The sequence below is a fragment of the Microbacterium galbinum genome, assembly GCF_023091225.1.
Taxonomy (GTDB): Bacteria; Actinomycetota; Actinomycetes; order Actinomycetales; family Microbacteriaceae; genus Microbacterium; species Microbacterium galbinum.
This window is the reverse complement of record NZ_JAHWXM010000001.1, coordinates 1,279,114-1,293,359: the sequence shown is the minus strand read 5'-3', so window position 1 is coordinate 1,293,359 and position 14,246 is coordinate 1,279,114. Positions and strand designations below refer to the sequence as shown.

Annotated in this window: 15 protein-coding genes; 13 read left to right on the top strand and 2 right to left on the bottom strand. The window is 69.7% G+C overall.

The window, feature by feature from the left end; all coding sequences use genetic code 11:
• Nucleotides 1–13 precede the first annotated feature (13 nt).
• From coaA to KZC52_RS06220, 11 genes are all read left to right on the top strand, one after another.
• Nucleotides 14–958: a type I pantothenate kinase gene (coaA, locus tag KZC52_RS06270; protein ID WP_247623191.1), complete on the top strand. Its 945-nt coding sequence runs from the start codon at nt 14–16 to the stop codon at nt 956–958.
• A 62-nt stretch (nt 959–1,020) separates the two neighbouring features.
• A complete protein-coding gene (glmS, locus tag KZC52_RS06265) occupies nt 1,021–2,868 on the top strand; it encodes a glutamine--fructose-6-phosphate transaminase (isomerizing) (RefSeq protein ID WP_247623190.1) in 1,848 nt (615 codons plus the stop codon).
• Nucleotides 2,869–2,920: 52 nt separating this feature from the next.
• On the top strand, nt 2,921–3,280 hold the full coding sequence (locus tag KZC52_RS06260) for a holo-ACP synthase (protein ID WP_247623189.1): 360 nt from the start codon (nt 2,921–2,923) through the stop codon (nt 3,278–3,280).
• Nucleotides 3,277–4,383 (top strand): alanine racemase, encoded by a 1,107-nt coding sequence (gene alr / locus KZC52_RS06255; RefSeq protein WP_247623188.1) that lies wholly within the window; start codon nt 3,277–3,279, stop codon nt 4,381–4,383. The genes KZC52_RS06260 and alr overlap by 4 nt, the downstream gene beginning before the upstream one ends.
• Nucleotides 4,380–4,865 (top strand): tRNA (adenosine(37)-N6)-threonylcarbamoyltransferase complex ATPase subunit type 1 TsaE, encoded by a 486-nt coding sequence (tsaE, locus tag KZC52_RS06250; protein ID WP_247623187.1) that lies wholly within the window; start codon nt 4,380–4,382, stop codon nt 4,863–4,865. The genes alr and tsaE overlap by 4 nt, the downstream gene beginning before the upstream one ends.
• 66 nt (nt 4,866–4,931) lie before the next feature.
• Complete coding sequence (tsaB, locus tag KZC52_RS06245) at nt 4,932–5,555, top strand: tRNA (adenosine(37)-N6)-threonylcarbamoyltransferase complex dimerization subunit type 1 TsaB (protein ID WP_247623186.1); 624 nt, start codon at nt 4,932–4,934, stop codon at nt 5,553–5,555.
• Nucleotides 5,552–6,043, top strand: a complete 492-nt coding sequence (rimI, locus tag KZC52_RS06240; protein WP_247623185.1) for a ribosomal protein S18-alanine N-acetyltransferase — start codon at nt 5,552–5,554, stop codon at nt 6,041–6,043. The genes tsaB and rimI overlap by 4 nt, the downstream gene beginning before the upstream one ends.
• Nucleotides 6,040–7,107 carry a tRNA (adenosine(37)-N6)-threonylcarbamoyltransferase complex transferase subunit TsaD gene (gene tsaD, locus KZC52_RS06235; RefSeq protein ID WP_247623184.1) on the top strand — a complete coding sequence of 356 codons (1,068 nt, stop codon included), beginning with the start codon at nt 6,040–6,042 and terminating at the stop codon, nt 7,105–7,107. The genes rimI and tsaD overlap by 4 nt, the downstream gene beginning before the upstream one ends.
• On the top strand, nt 7,104–7,598 hold the full coding sequence (locus KZC52_RS06230) for a hypothetical protein (protein WP_247623183.1): 495 nt from the start codon (nt 7,104–7,106) through the stop codon (nt 7,596–7,598). Before tsaD ends, KZC52_RS06230 begins: the two co-directional genes overlap by 4 nt.
• Nucleotides 7,599–7,604: 6 nt before the next feature.
• Nucleotides 7,605–8,648: a hypothetical protein gene (locus KZC52_RS06225; RefSeq protein ID WP_247623182.1), complete on the top strand. Its 1,044-nt coding sequence runs from the start codon at nt 7,605–7,607 to the stop codon at nt 8,646–8,648.
• On the top strand, nt 8,645–9,760 hold the full coding sequence (locus tag KZC52_RS06220; RefSeq protein ID WP_247623181.1) for a hypothetical protein: 1,116 nt from the start codon (nt 8,645–8,647) through the stop codon (nt 9,758–9,760). Before KZC52_RS06225 ends, KZC52_RS06220 begins: the two co-directional genes overlap by 4 nt.
• A gap of 1 nt (nt 9,761) precedes the next feature.
• Here KZC52_RS06220 and KZC52_RS06215 read toward each other — a convergent pair whose 3' ends face one another.
• Nucleotides 9,762–10,961 carry a THUMP-like domain-containing protein gene (locus KZC52_RS06215; protein ID WP_247623180.1) on the bottom strand — a complete coding sequence of 400 codons (1,200 nt, stop codon included), beginning with the start codon at nt 10,959–10,961 and terminating at the stop codon, nt 9,762–9,764.
• A 139-nt stretch (nt 10,962–11,100) separates the two neighbouring features.
• Here KZC52_RS06215 and groES point away from each other — a divergent pair, with 139 nt between their 5' ends.
• A complete protein-coding gene (gene groES / locus KZC52_RS06210; protein ID WP_017203655.1) occupies nt 11,101–11,397 on the top strand; it encodes a co-chaperone GroES in 297 nt (98 codons plus the stop codon).
• 53 nt (nt 11,398–11,450) lie between these two features.
• Here the strand turns inward: groES and KZC52_RS06205 are convergent, their stop codons facing one another.
• Nucleotides 11,451–12,980: a polysaccharide pyruvyl transferase family protein gene (locus KZC52_RS06205; RefSeq protein ID WP_247623179.1), complete on the bottom strand. Its 1,530-nt coding sequence runs from the start codon at nt 12,978–12,980 to the stop codon at nt 11,451–11,453.
• Nucleotides 12,981–13,209: 229 nt separating this feature from the next.
• Here KZC52_RS06205 and rarD point away from each other — a divergent pair, with 229 nt between their 5' ends.
• Nucleotides 13,210–14,145, top strand: coding sequence for an EamA family transporter RarD (rarD, locus tag KZC52_RS06200; protein WP_247623178.1), 936 nt, complete (start codon nt 13,210–13,212; stop codon nt 14,143–14,145).
• The last annotated feature ends 101 nt before the right edge of the window (nt 14,146–14,246 follow it).

Here is a 14,246-nt window from a genome sequence, read left to right as displayed (position 1 = left end):
ATACGATGGTCGGGTGACCACCGTCGACCCCACGCAGCCCCTCTCGCCGTACCGAGAGATCGGGCGGGCGGAATGGGCGCGGCTGGCCGCCGACCTCGATCAGCCGCTCAGCGAGACCGAGGTCGTGGAGATCCGCGGCATCGGTGACCGTCTGAGCCTCGACGAGGTGCGCGAGGTCTACCTGCCCCTCAGCCGCCTGCTCAGCCTGTACGCGACGTCGACCAAGCGCCTCGGCGCTGCGACCAGCTCGTTCCTCCAGGAGGAGGACTCGACGACCCCGTTCGTGGTGGGTGTGGCCGGCTCCGTCGCTGTCGGGAAGTCGACGATCGCCCGTCTCCTGCGCGAGCTGATGAGCCGGTGGCCCGGCACGCCGCGTGTCGAGCTGGTGACGACCGACGGTTTCCTCTATCCGAACGCCGAGCTCGAGCGTCGCGGCCTGATGGAGCGCAAGGGCTTCCCGGAGTCCTACGACCGCCGCTCGCTCATCGAGTTCCTCACCGAGGTCAAGAGCGGTGCGCCCGAGGTGCGCGCGCCCTTCTACTCGCACATGCGCTACGACATCGTTCCCGACGCGCACGTGGTGGTGCGTCGCCCCGACGTCGTCATCGTCGAGGGGCTGAACGTGCTCCAGCCGCCGGCGGCGCCGAACGACGTCGCGGTCAGCGACCTCTTCGACTTCTCGATCTTCGTCGACGCCGACAGCGACCACATCGCGAACTGGTACGTCGAGCGCTTCCTCGCCCTGCGCGAGGGTGCTTTCAGCAATCCGTCGTCGTACTTCAACGTCTTCGCGCACCTCACCGACGAGGAGGCGATCACGACGGCCCTCGGGTACTGGAACGAGATCAACATGCCCAACCTCGTCGAGAACGTGATGCCGACCAAGCATCGCGCCCGTCTGGTGCTGAACAAGGGCGCGGATCACTCGGTCGAGAGCGTGCTCCTGCGCAAGCTCTGACCCCGTCGGGCGGGTTCGATTGTTCGGACGGCTCGCAAAAAAACGCGCCTATTCTTGACGGCATGTGTGGAATCGTCGGATACGTGGGCCCGCGCCCCAGCCAGGACATCCTTCTCGCCGGTCTCGCCCGCCTCGAGTACCGCGGATACGACTCCGCGGGCGTCGCGGTCATCGACGGCGACGGAGCGCTCGGCATGCGCAAGAAGGCGGGCAAGCTCAGCGCTCTGCGCGACTCGCTCTCCGACGCCCCGCTGCCCGACGGCACGACCGGTATCGGTCACACCCGCTGGGCCACGCACGGCGGCCCGACCGACGTCAACGCGCACCCGCATCTCGCCGACGGCGACAAGCTCGCGCTGATCCACAACGGCATCATCGAGAACTTCGCCTCGCTCCGCGATGAGCTGGTGGCCGCCGGCGTCGCGTTCCGTAGCGAGACCGACACCGAAGTGGCCGCAGCCCTGCTCGGCCGCGAGTACGCGCAGAACGGCGGCGACCTGCAGCTCGCGTTCCGCAGCGTCGTCAACCGCCTCGAGGGCGCGTTCACCCTGCTGGCCGTGCACCAGGACCACCCGGGGCTCGTCGTGGGCGCCCGCCGTAACTCCCCGCTCGTGATCGGCCTCGGCGAGGGCGAGAACTTCCTCGGTTCCGATGTGGCCGCTTTCGTCGAGCACACCCGCCACGCGCTCGCGATCGGTCAGGACCAGATCGTGTCGATCACGCCCGACGCCGTCACCGTCGTCGACTTCGCCGGCACCCCGGTCGAACCCGAGCCGTTCGAGGTCTCGTGGGATGCCGCCGCCGCCGAGAAGGGCGGATGGGCGAGCTTCATGGCCAAGGAGGTCTCCGAGCAGCCCGAGGCCGTCGCCAACACGATCCGCGGGCGCATCCACGACGGCCAGGTCGTGATCCCCGAACTCGACGGACTCGACGACCTCTTCCTCGGTATCAACCGCGTCATCATCACCGCGTGCGGCACCGCCTCGTACGCGGCGCTCGTCGGCAAGTACGCGATCGAGCAGTGGGCCCGTGTCGCCGTCGACGTCGAGCTCGCCCACGAGTTCCGCTACCGCGACCCGGTGATCGGCGCCGACACCCTCGTCGTCTCCATCAGCCAGTCGGGCGAGACGATGGACACGCTCATGGCGGTCAAGTACGCCCGCGAGCGCGGCGCACGCACGCTGTCGATCTGCAACACGCAGGGCGCGACGATCCCGCGCGAGTCGGATGCCGTCGTCTACACGCACGCCGGCCCCGAGGTCGCGGTCGCTTCGACCAAGGCCTTCTCGGCGCAGATCACCGCCCTCCTCCTGCTCGGTCTGCACATGGGGCGCGTGCGCGGCTCGGTCGCCGACGCGTCGACCGACGTCGACGAGCTCAGCGCCCTGCCCGACAAGATCGCCCGGGTGCTCGCCGATGAGAACGAGCACGTCTCCCAGCTCGCCGGTTGGATGGCCGACACCCGCTCGGTGCTCTTCCTCGGCCGCCACGTGGGTTACCCGATCGCGCTCGAGGGCGCGCTCAAGCTCAAGGAGATCTCGTACATCCACGCCGAGGGCTTCGCCGCCGGCGAGCTCAAGCACGGTCCGATCGCGCTCATCGAGCCCGGGCAGCCGGTGTTCGTGCTCGTGCCGTCGCCCCGCCATTCGGCGCTCGTGCACTCGAAGGTCGTCTCGAACATCCAGGAGATCCGCGCTCGCGGAGCCCGGGTCATCGTGATCGCCGAAGAGGGCGACGCCGCCGTGCTGCCCTTCGCCGACGAGGTCATCCGCATCCCGCTCGCCGGCGCGATGTTCGAACCGCTGCTCGCGGTCGTCCCGCTGCAGATCTTCGCGATGGCGCTCGCCACGGCGAAGGGGCTCGACGTCGACCAGCCGCGAAACCTCGCGAAGTCCGTCACCGTCGAATGAGCCGGGTTCGCGGTGCACGGGTCCGACCGTGCGCCGCGAGTAGGCTGGAACCGTGATCATCGGGACCGGCATCGACCTCGTCGACATCCCGCGATTCGAGCGGACCCTCGAGCGCACCCCTCGTCTCCTGGAGCGTCTCTTCGCGCCCGCGGAGCGGAGCCTCCGGCTTCCGTCGCTCGCTGCCCGGTACGCCGCGAAAGAGGCGCTGATCAAGGCGCTCGGCGGCTCGGACGGCGTGCACTGGACCGAGATCGAGATCGCATCGGAGGAATCGGGGCGGCCGTACTTCGTGCTGTCGGGATCTACGGCCGACGTGATCGTCGAGCGCGGGATCGCGACCCTGCACCTCACGATGAGTCATGACGCGGGACTCGCGACCGCATTCGTCGTCGCCGAGGGAGGCCACCTGTGACCGTTCCGTTCCGCGAGGCATCCGTCGATATCGATGCGATCGCCGACAACGTCCGCCACTTCCGCCGTCTGACCGGTGTGGAGGTCATCGCCGTCGTGAAGGCCAACGCCTACGGTCACGGAGCGGCCGCTGCCGCCGTGGCTGCGCTGGCCGGCGGCGCGACGAGGCTCGGCGTCGCCGAGATCCCCGAGGCGCTCGAGCTGCGCCGGCAGGGGATCACCGCCCCGATCCTCGCGTGGCTGCACGCGCCCGGCGAGCGTTTCGACCGTGCGGCGGCCGAGAACATCGAGCTCGGCATCTCATCGTTCGATCAGCTCGAGGCCGCCGCGGCTGTCGCGAGCGTCGATCGCCCCGTCGCCGTGCATCTGAAGTTCGAGACCGGTCTGTCGCGCAACGGCATCGCCCCGGCGGACTGGGCACGGGTCCTCGCCGAGGCCGCCCGGCACGAACGCATCGGACGTCTGCGGGTGGTGGGACTCTTCAGCCATCTCTCCAACACGTCCCTCGACGACGATCGCGCAGCTCTGGCGAAGTTCGAGGAGGGGGTCGAGGTCGCGGCATCCTTCGGCATCCATCCCGAGATCCGGCACATCGCCGCCACGGCCGCCGCGATCGACCGGCCCGAGATGCGGCTCGATGCGGTGCGCATCGGCGTCGGCCTCTACGGGCTCTCGCCGTTCGACGACCGCACCTCCGCCGAGCTGGGCCTGCGTCCGGCGATGACGCTCCGCGGAGCCATCGCCGCCGTGCGCCGGGTGCCCGCCGGCACCGGCGTCTCGTACGGCTACGACCATCGCACCGACCACGACACGACTCTCGCGCTCGTGCCGCTCGGATACGCCGACGGCGTGCCCCGGCACGCGTCGGGTCGGCTGCCGGTCTCGATCGGCGGACAGCGCTTCACCAACGTCGGCCGCATCGCCATGGATCAGTTCGTCGTCGACGTGGGAGACACCCCGGTCTCGATCGGCGATGAGGTCGTGCTGTTCGGCGACCCCACGCTGGGTGTGCCCTCGGCCGCCGACTGGGCGGATGCCGCCGACACGATCAACTACGAGATCGTCACCCGCATCGGAGCGCGCGTTCCGCGGAGGACGACATGAGCGTCGATCCCGCCTTCCTCGGGCGCCGTGAGGTCCCCTCCTCCGACGACATGGAGCGCCTGGGCTTCCTGATCGGCGAGCAGCTCGAAGCCGGCGACCTGCTGATCCTCACAGGTCCCCTCGGTGCCGGGAAGACGACCTTCACGCGCGGCCTGGCCGAGGGGCTCGGTGTACGGGGGCCGGTGCAGAGCCCGACGTTCGTGATCGCACGCACGCATCCGTCGCTGGTCGGCCGGGCCCCGCTGGTGCACGTCGATGCATACCGGCTCGGCTCCGGAGCGGAGCTCGACGACCTCGACCTCGACCTCGCGCGATCGGTCGTCGTGGTCGAGTGGGGGCGCGGCATGGCGGAGGACCTCGCCGATGCCTGGTGGGACATCGAGCTCGAGCGTCCCGTCGGCGACGACGGCGGCGAGATCGATCCGGCCGAGCTCGACGCCGATGCGCCGCGCTACTTCACCATGACGCGCATCGAGGCCTGAGTCCCCTCGCTCCCGGCGCGACAGCCCGGCCGACGGCCACCCGTGAACGGCGACTACCCTGGAGAGGTGATTCTCGCCGTCGACACCTCCCTGGGCAGCGCCGTCGCGCTGATCGATCCCGACGGCGCGTGCCGCGCCGAGGCGGGCACGAGCGACCCGCTCGGGCACGCCGAGGTGATCGGCGACCTGCTCGTCGAGGCGCTGGCCGCGTCGGGTGGTGACGACGTCTCGCACGTCGTCGCGGGCATGGGCCCCGGCCCCTTCACCGGGCTCCGCATCGGGATCGCCGCCGCCCGGGCTTTCGCGCTCGGTCGTGGCATCCCGGTGATCCCCGTACCCAGCCATCACGCGGCGGCGCTCACGGCGATCGAGACGGATGCCGTCACCGGGCCGTTCGCGATCGTCACCGACGCGCGACGACGCGAGGTCGCGATCACGGTCTTCGACGGCGTCGATGCCGACGGACTTCCGCGCGTGCTCGCCGACACCGTGCTCGTTCCGGTCGTCGACGCGGACGCGCACCTCGACGGTATCCGCCGGATCGACGTCGCCGCGCTGTCGGCCGTCGATCTCGCTCGCGTCGGCGCCCGCGCTCACGCCGCCGGTCGCGAACTCGCAGGCGCCGAGCCCCTCTACCTCCGCCAGCCCGACGTAAAGCAGCCGGCCGCCCCGAAGCGGGTGGGGCTGTGACCCTGCGCGATGCGACCGCCGCCGACCTCGACGCGATCATGGGGATCGAGCGGCGTTCGTTCCCGACCGACGCGTGGAGCGCCGAGGCGATGGCCGCCGAACTCGTCAGCGAGCATGGGCGCTACCTCGTCGACGACGAAGAGGGCTCGGTCATCGGCTACGGCGGTGTGCGCGCGCTGCGCGGCAGTGCGGATGCCGACATCCAGACCATCGCGTTCGACGCCGACCATCGCGGGGTGGGGCGGGGACGGGCTCTGCTGCGCGCCCTGCTCGATGCCGCGCGCGAGCGCGGGGCGCGCGAGGTGTTCCTCGAGGTGCGAGCCGACAACCCGTCTGCGGAGGGGTTGTACCTCTCAGAAGGTTTCGAGGAGATCGGACGACGCCCCCGCTACTATCAGCCGGATGATGTGGATGCGATCGTGATGCGGCTCGTGCTGCGCAGGTCGCTGGGGAACGACTCCGGCATGGGGAGTGAGGTGAGCGCATGAGCGAACCGCTGGTGCTGGGGATCGAGACGAGCTGCGACGAGACGGGCATCGGGATCGTACGCGGACGCACTCTGCTGTCGAACACCATCGCCTCGAGCATGGACGAGCACGCCCGCTACGGGGGCGTCGTGCCGGAGGTCGCGGCCCGTGCGCACCTCGAGGCCCTGCAGCCGTCGATCGACGCGGCCCTGGCCGAGGCGGGCGTGGCTCTCGCCGACCTCGATGCCGTCGCCGTCACGAGCGGTCCCGGTCTCGCCGGCGCGCTCATGGTCGGTGTCGGGGCCGCCAAGGGTCTCGCGGTCTCGCTCGACAAACCGCTCTACGCGGTCAACCACCTCGTCGGGCACATCGCCGCCGACATCCTCACGGCCGATTCCGAACCTCTCGAGTACCCGACGATCGCGCTTCTCGTGTCGGGCGGGCACACCTCGCTCCTGCACGTTCGCGACCTCACGACCGACGTCGAACTCCTCGGGGAGACGATGGACGACGCGGCGGGAGAGGCGTTCGACAAGGTCGCCCGCCTGCTCTCGCTTCCGTACCCCGGTGGGCCCGAGATCGATCGGGCGGCCGTCGACGGAGACCCGAACGCGATCCGCTTCCCGCGCGGGCTGTCCCGCGCCTCCGACCTGGCGAAGCACCGCTATGACTTCTCGTTCTCGGGGCTGAAGACGGCGGTCGCGCGCTGGGTCGAGAAATGCGAGGCCGACGGCGTCGAGGTGCCGGTGGCCGATGTCGCGGCGAGTTTCCGCGAGGCGGTCGTCGACGTGCTCGTCACGAAGGCGCTCGCCGCCTGCGCGGACCTCGGCGTTCCCCGACTGCTGCTCGGCGGGGGAGTGATCGCCAATCGCCGCCTGCGCGACGTCGCCCTCGAGCGCGCAGCCGCGGCGGGCGTGACGGTACGCATCCCGCCGCTCTCGCTCTGCACCGACAACGGGGCCATGATCGCGGCGCTCGCCGCCGAGCTGATCTCCTCCGGCAAGCAGCCGTCCACGCTCGCCTTCGGCGCCGACTCGACGCTCCCCGTAACCGAGATCCAGGTAGCGGAGGCGGTCACCGTATGACCGACCCCACGGAGCCGACGCCCGCACCGGGGACGCCCACGCCTTCACCGACTCCGCGCATCGACCGGCCGAGTGGCGAGGTCGAGAGCCCGGCAGGTTCCGCACGACTGCCCGGAGCGCGTCGCGACGGATACACGCGGCTGCCGACCGGCCCCGTGGGCATCGAGCCCGTGGTCGTGAGCGGTCCGGATGCGGACGACCCGACGGGCCGCACCGCGTGGGCGCCCGCCGAGACCGAGATGGTCATCGATGACGCCCGCCTCGCTCCGTGGGCGCTGCTCGCAGCGATCGTCGCCCTCGGTGCCTCGTTCTTCGTCGGCTGGGGCCTGCCGGTGGGGGTGGTTGCGATCATCGCGTCGATCATGTCGTTGCGTCGACCGGTCGAGAGCCGGGGGATGGGTCGCTGGGCGCTCGTGCTCGGGCTGACCGCGACGGTGTACAGCCTGGGCTGGCTCGTCTGGGCCGGCATGCAGTTCGAGAGACTGGGCTGACGTCGGATGCTCGACGCCGAGGAAGCCGTCGAACTGCGCGCCCTGCAGGCGCGCGCCTACGGGCGTGAGGGCAGGTTGACCACCGCTGAGATGGCACGTCTCGAGGAACTCGGTTCACGTCGTGACCGGGACCCTGATGTCGAGCATCCCTCCGGTCCGGAGCCGGTCACCCCCGGCGGCGAGGTCGCCCCGTCGGAGATCGATGCACACCCGCACGACCAGGAGAGCGCGGAGAATCCGTCCATCGACCGGCCCCGTCGGTCGGCGATACGACGGACGATCACCATCGCGGTCGCGATCGTCGTGGTCTTCGGGATCGGCACGGTCGCCGGCTGGCTGCTCACGCGGCCGGCCGAACACGTCATCGTGATCAGCGAGGCGCAGCAGCAGTGGCAGCAGCGCCTCGTCGACGGCGGCGAGTACGACGCCGGTTCGATCCGAGTCATGGCGGTCGAGGCCGACGTGGTCGTGTGGGCCGCGACGAAGGGGGACGGGGCCTCCACATGCCTCGTGTTCAGCGATGGCGAAGTGTACCGACCGACGTGCAACGGCACGGATGCGGTGCGCTCCTCGGGGATGGATGCGGCGTTGACCGTCGACGTCGATGACGAGCTCAAGCGCCAGGTGTCGGCGCAGCTGTTCCTGACTCTCGACGGACGCCCGGCGGTGCTCTCGCAGAGCTTCCTCTACGGCGAGGCCGACAACTACGGCATGCTCTACGACGAGGACCAGTCGCGAATCGCAGAGAATCTCGTGGCACTCGGGTTCGAGCGGACGAGTCTGTGGATCGCCGGGTACGACCGCGACACTCCCGTATGGGCGGCCACGCGCACGGCGACAGGGCAGACGTGCGTGATCTACGACGGCTCCGGGGAAGCCCCGCTTTCGGTGTGCGACCCGAACGCCGCGGAGGAGGCGGGTGCCCGGTCCCTGGCGTTCGAACGCCCGGATGAGGAGACCGGAGGGACGACCCGCATCACCTATGCCTACGGGGCGGGGCCGTCGTACCTCGAGATCGCCCGGGAGTCGGCGCCGGGAGAAGCGAAGTGAGCACTGACGGCGAACTGCGAGATCTGCAGCGCAAGGCGTACGGCCGCGCAGCCGCGCTGACGCGAGACGAGGCCAGTCGTCTGCGTGAGCTCGAACAGGGTCGTCGCACCATCATCCCCGGATCCGCAGACCCGTTCCCCGAGAGGAACCATGCGGTTCCACGCGCGACGGTGACCGCTCCGGCATCCGATCGTCCGACCGACCGTGCGCCGAGCCTCGAGGAGTCCCTCGCACTCGGACAGGTGGAAGGGACGGATGCTACGGAGACTGCCCCCATCGACGCACGAGAACCGGAGGCGGCTCCGGGGACGCACGCGGTGCTGCGTCGGCACTGGCGGTTCGTGACGGTCTCCGCAGTGCTGATGCTCGTGCTGGGGATCGGCATCGGCTGGGCCGTCTTCGCGCCGCCGTCCGATGCGATAGCGCTGACCGCGGAGCAGCAGGAGCGGCGCGCTCTCCTCGAAGACGAATCCGACTTCGATCCCGGCACGCTGCGTGCGGTCGGGCAGGACGACGACTCCGGTGCGATCGTCTGGCTGGGCACCAAGGGCGAAGGGGATCTGACCTGCGCCGTCGTCGATGTCGACGAGGCGACGCAATCCCAGTGCCAGCGCACGTCCGATTTCCAGAACGTCGGAATCAACGTCGCGGTCATGCGCCCCGGCGAGACCGTCGACGAGGTGACCGCCGTCTTCACGACGATCAATGCGTACATCGTGGTCGCCACCGACGGCGATCCGATCGCATCGATCCAGCAATGGGACTCGTCGTCATCGATCCTCGCCCAGTTCGTCGGCGACGAGCGCACGCGGGCCGAGGAACTCGTCGCGCAGGGCTTCGAGATGAACCTGAGCGTCGTCGGCTACTTCCGAGACGAGCCGGTCTGGATGGCGAATCGATACGGCGAGACGGTCGAGCCCGAGGCCTGCCTGATCGTCGATGCCGCACAGCTCGATGCGGTCTGCCTGCCCTCCACGACGGCGATCGACGTCGGCCTGTCCACCTTCGTGTCGGACGACGGATCGGGTTCCGGGCCCGGCTCGTCGCTCACTCTCGCCTTCACCGCGAGCCAGACGCCCTACCTGACGATCACCGAAGCCCGAGCCGGCTGACCTACTCGGCGGCGGACACCCGGTCGGCGAGGATCGCGCGGCGCTGGTCTCCGACCCGCACCAGGATCAACGTGGCCGAGGCACCACCGCGCAGCGTGAGCTTCTTGCGGAACTGCGCCGGGTCGATATCGACTCCGCGCTTCTTGATCTCCAGCGTGCCGATGTCGTTCGCCCTGAGCACGGCATTGATCGCCTTCGGGTTCGCGGCCATCGTCTCGCGCACCCGGAAGGACTGCACGAAGGGGCTGGTGAGCGCGGCATCCGAGGTCAGATAGGCGATCTTCTCGTCGAGCATGCCGGCATCGAGGCTGCGGGCGACGTCGCCGATCAGACGAGCCCGGATCACCGCTCCGTCGGGTTCGTGCAGGAAGGCGCCGAGCGGGCGCACCTCGGCGTCGACGGCGTCGGCGCCGGCGGTGAGTTCGTGCGAGCGCTCGCCGCGGATCACGAGCGCGGCGCGGCGCACGCCGGCCCGGGCAAGAGCCCCGGTCCAGAGCACGAGCTCGACCACGCTGCCGTCGGCGCTGACCCACTGGGCCTCGGCATCGGCCGGCAGCGCATCGCGATCGTGTGCGGGGCCAAGCTTGATCCCGGTCGGCACGCGGGACGCGAGCGCGAATGCCCAGTCCAGCGAGGGGGAGTAGTCGTCGGGCGAGACGCGACGGGTCTCGCTGTGCCCGGCCGTGCGCCGGGCGGGGTCCATCCACACCGCGTCGCGCCCGTCGAGGTCGGCGCTCTCGGCCGTGCCGTGCTGCACGGTCGCGCTCTCACCGAACGGGGCGAGGTTGTACGCCGCGATCGCCGCGGTCACCGGGTCGGCGTCGACCGCGAGCACATCGAGACCGGCTCCGGCGAAGGCGAGGGCATCGCCGCCGATCCCGGAGCCGAGGTCGGCGATGCGGGTCAGCCCCGCGCTGCGCATGCGCTGGGCGTGGCGGGCGGCGACGCCGAGACGTGTGGCCTGCTCGAGGCCCGCGCGGGTGAACAGCATCCGCTCGGCGAACGGTCCGAACTTCGCTCCCGCCTTCGCACGCAGGTGCGCCTGGCCGACCACGGCCGAGACGAGTTCGGGGGAGTGTCCGTCGGCCCGCAACCGCGACACCGCGCGCGTGACCTCGTCCGTCGACTCGACGCTGCCGAGCGCATCCAGCAACTCCAGCCCGACGGGGGTCAGCAGTGCTTGCAGCTCAGACATCTCCACTCGCTCAGCCTACGCGGGCGGCGGGGCTGGCACTCGCGTTGCATGAGTGCCAGCGAAGCGCCTACACTGGCGTTAGCACTCTCGGGTTGAGAGTGCGAACAAGTCTTTCGTGTCAGCGTCAAGAAAGAAGAGGTAGACCGTGTCGGTTTCCATCAAGCCGCTCGAGGACCGCATCGTCATCAAGCAGGTCGAGGCCGAGCAGACCACCGCGAGTGGCCTGGTCATCCCCGACACCGCCAAGGAGAAGCCCCAGGAGGGCGAGGTCGTGGCGGTCGGCCCCGGTCGCATCGACGACAACGGCAACCGCGTTCCGCTCGACGTCGCCGTCGGCGACCGCGTGCTCTACAGCAAGTACGGCGGCACCGAGGTCAAGTTCGGTGCGGACGAATTCCTCGTCCTGTCGGCTCGCGACGTCCTGGCGGTCGTCGTCCGCTGATTCAGCGTTCCCGAGAAGGGGCCCGGATGCTTCGGCATCCGGGCCCCTTCTCGTCAGCGCGCGGCGGAGTCGTCGCGCCCGCGCCGTCGGAGCGACGACGGTCGGGGAAGTCGCAGCGCATGCGCCACGGAGGTGAGGCGCGATCCGATCTTCCACGACGTGCTCGTCTCGATCTCGTGCAGCCGTGAACGCAGGCTCTCGAGCTCGGTTTCCGCTTTCTTCAGTCGAGCGTGTGATTCGGCGAGTTCTTTCTCGACGGCCTGCCGGGCCCGACGCTGCTCATCCCTGTCGCCGGCGAGTCGGAGGGCCTCGGCTGCGCGCTCCTTGCCGAAGCGCACCGCCTCGGCATGCTCGTGCTCGAGTCGCATCGCTGCGATCTGGAGCTGGGTGACCTCGTCGATGCGGATGGCGAGAGCGTCGCTCTCCGGCGCGTCGTCCGCTTCGGTGAAGACCGCCAGGGCGTCGACCACGCTCTTGCGCGCGGAGTCCGCGAGGGCCGCGGCATGCGCAGCATCCGGCTCGTGTTCGAGTGCTGCGGTCACGGCAGCAGGAAGGCTGGAGGGCTCGATGCCGAACGGGAAGTCCGCGTCCCAGGTTTCGGCGTAGACGTCGACCTTCGGCTTGGCGATGCTGAGGCGCTTCGTGCCGTAGGCGCACGCGAGGATGCGGCCGTGCAATGAGCTGCCGATCCAGAGGGAGGCCGTGGCGATCTCGCGCACACGGTCGTCGATCGAGCGTGCGTCGCTGAGGGCGATGTCCCAGTCCGGGCGCTCGGCCGAGACCCGGTCGATGAGTTCGCGGTAGCGCTCGATCGAATCGTGCGCGGGCGCTGATCCGGCGACGAAGAGCCGGATGGGATGATCCCCGAGTTCCGAGCACGCGACGATGGCGTCGGTCCATGCCTCGATGCCGTACGTGCGGATGTGTCCTTCCGACAGCTGAAGGAGCACGGAGCTGTCGCGGGGTGCATCGATCGGTAGGACCGACGCGATCGTGTGGACGAGGTCGGGCGCGAGACGGTGCGGGATGCCGAGGCGCTCGAGCAGTTCGGCGGACTTCGGATCACGGACCGAGATGTAGCGCGCTTCGCGCAGGGCGCTCGTGGCGACGGCGGCACGCCAGGGAGTCAGGCCGCCGATGCCCGAGACTCCGACGGAGTTGAGCACCAGGCGCGCCCCGCGGTTGCGGGGGAACGCGCTCGGTCGCGGCACGTACGGCGACTCCATCCGTGCGTTCATCACCTCGTCGAGGAGCGCGTCCTGTTCGGCCGCGTCGAGTGACGAGAACCGCGACCACTCGGCGTCGTCGACGGCGGTCCGGTAGACGTACTCGCGCTGCGTGGAGCCGACCTCGCCACCGACGGTCCAGATGCCCGTGGCGGGCTTCTCGGTGAGGGTCGGGCCGGTCGCGGTGATCCGCCGCCCGAGGAGCGCGGACATGTCGACGGCGATCGGCGCGGTGTACTCGACATCGACGATGCCGCGCGCGAAGTGATCGGCGACCACGAAGAAGAGCAGATCGCCGAGGTTGTCGCGTTCGTAGGCGCCGCACGCGACGACCGGGGGGAGCGTGTGCGGGGGCACGGCACGTCCTTCGGGAGACCGCCGCCGTCGGGTGCGGAGGCAGGGCTGTCCGCGAGGGGAATCGCGGAATCGCGAGGGCTCAGGCGATGCCGATCAGTATACCGATCGGCCATTTTGGACCCCGGGAAGAAAGCGCAGCATCCGCCACGCGGCATCCGATTCCTGCCGAAATCATCCGGCAGGCCACGGAACCGCCAGTGGATGCGCACCGCGGGCATAGTGTTGTGCGGTGAGTTCCGTCCCCCGCGCTTCGTCGAGCCAGACCTCCGGAGTCGCCTACGCGGGCGGTGCCTATCTGCTGTGGGGCGTGCTGCCCCTGTACTTCCTGCTTCTCGTGCCCACGGGGCCCTGGGAGGTCGTCGCCTGGCGGGTGCTGCTGTCGTTCGTCTTCTGCCTCCTGCTCCTCACCGTCATGCGGGGCTGGACCGCGTTCCTGGCGATCATCCGGCGGCCGAAGCTCCTCGGCTGGACGGCGCTCGCGGGCCTGCTCATCTACGTCAACTGGCAGGTGTTCCTCATCGGCACCCTGACGGGAAACGTGGTCGAGACGAGCCTCGGGTACTTCATCAACCCGATCACGACGGTGCTCCTGGGCGTGTTCGTGCTGCGCGAGCGGATCCGCCGGCTCCAGTGGGCGGCGATCGGGATCGCCTCGGTCGCCGTGGTCGTGATCATCGTGGCCCACGGCGAGTTCCCGTGGATCGCCCTCTCGCTGACGGCCTCCTTCGGTCTGTACGGACTCATCAAGAAGCAGATCGGGCCGGCGGTGGATGCCGTCAGCGGTCTGACCCTCGAGTCCTTCTGGTTGATCCCGATCGCCGTCGTGCAGCTCATCCTGGTGGCTCAGACCCCGGCGGGCCTCACGATGGGCGTGAACGGCGGATGGCACGCAGTGCTCTTGGCCTGCGCCGGGATCGCGACGGCCGTGCCCCTGCTTCTGTTCGCCGCCGGTGCGCGCCGGATCGATCTCACCGTCATCGGGATGATCCAGTTCATCACCCCGGTGATGCAGTTCGTCATCGGCGTCGTCTTCCTCCACGAGCCCATGCCGGCCGAGCGCTGGGCCGGTTTCGTGATCGTCTGGATCGCGATCGTCGTGTTCGTGATCGACCTGCTGCTCGCCGCGCGACGAGGGCGAAGGACCGCTCCCACGCCCATCGTCTGAAACCGGTATTCCACCGCGTAGCGGATCGTTAACGCACCGAAACACTTGCGACCCCTACGGAGCGCTTCTGCGCCCTAGGGTTAGAGCACTCGACTGTGGTC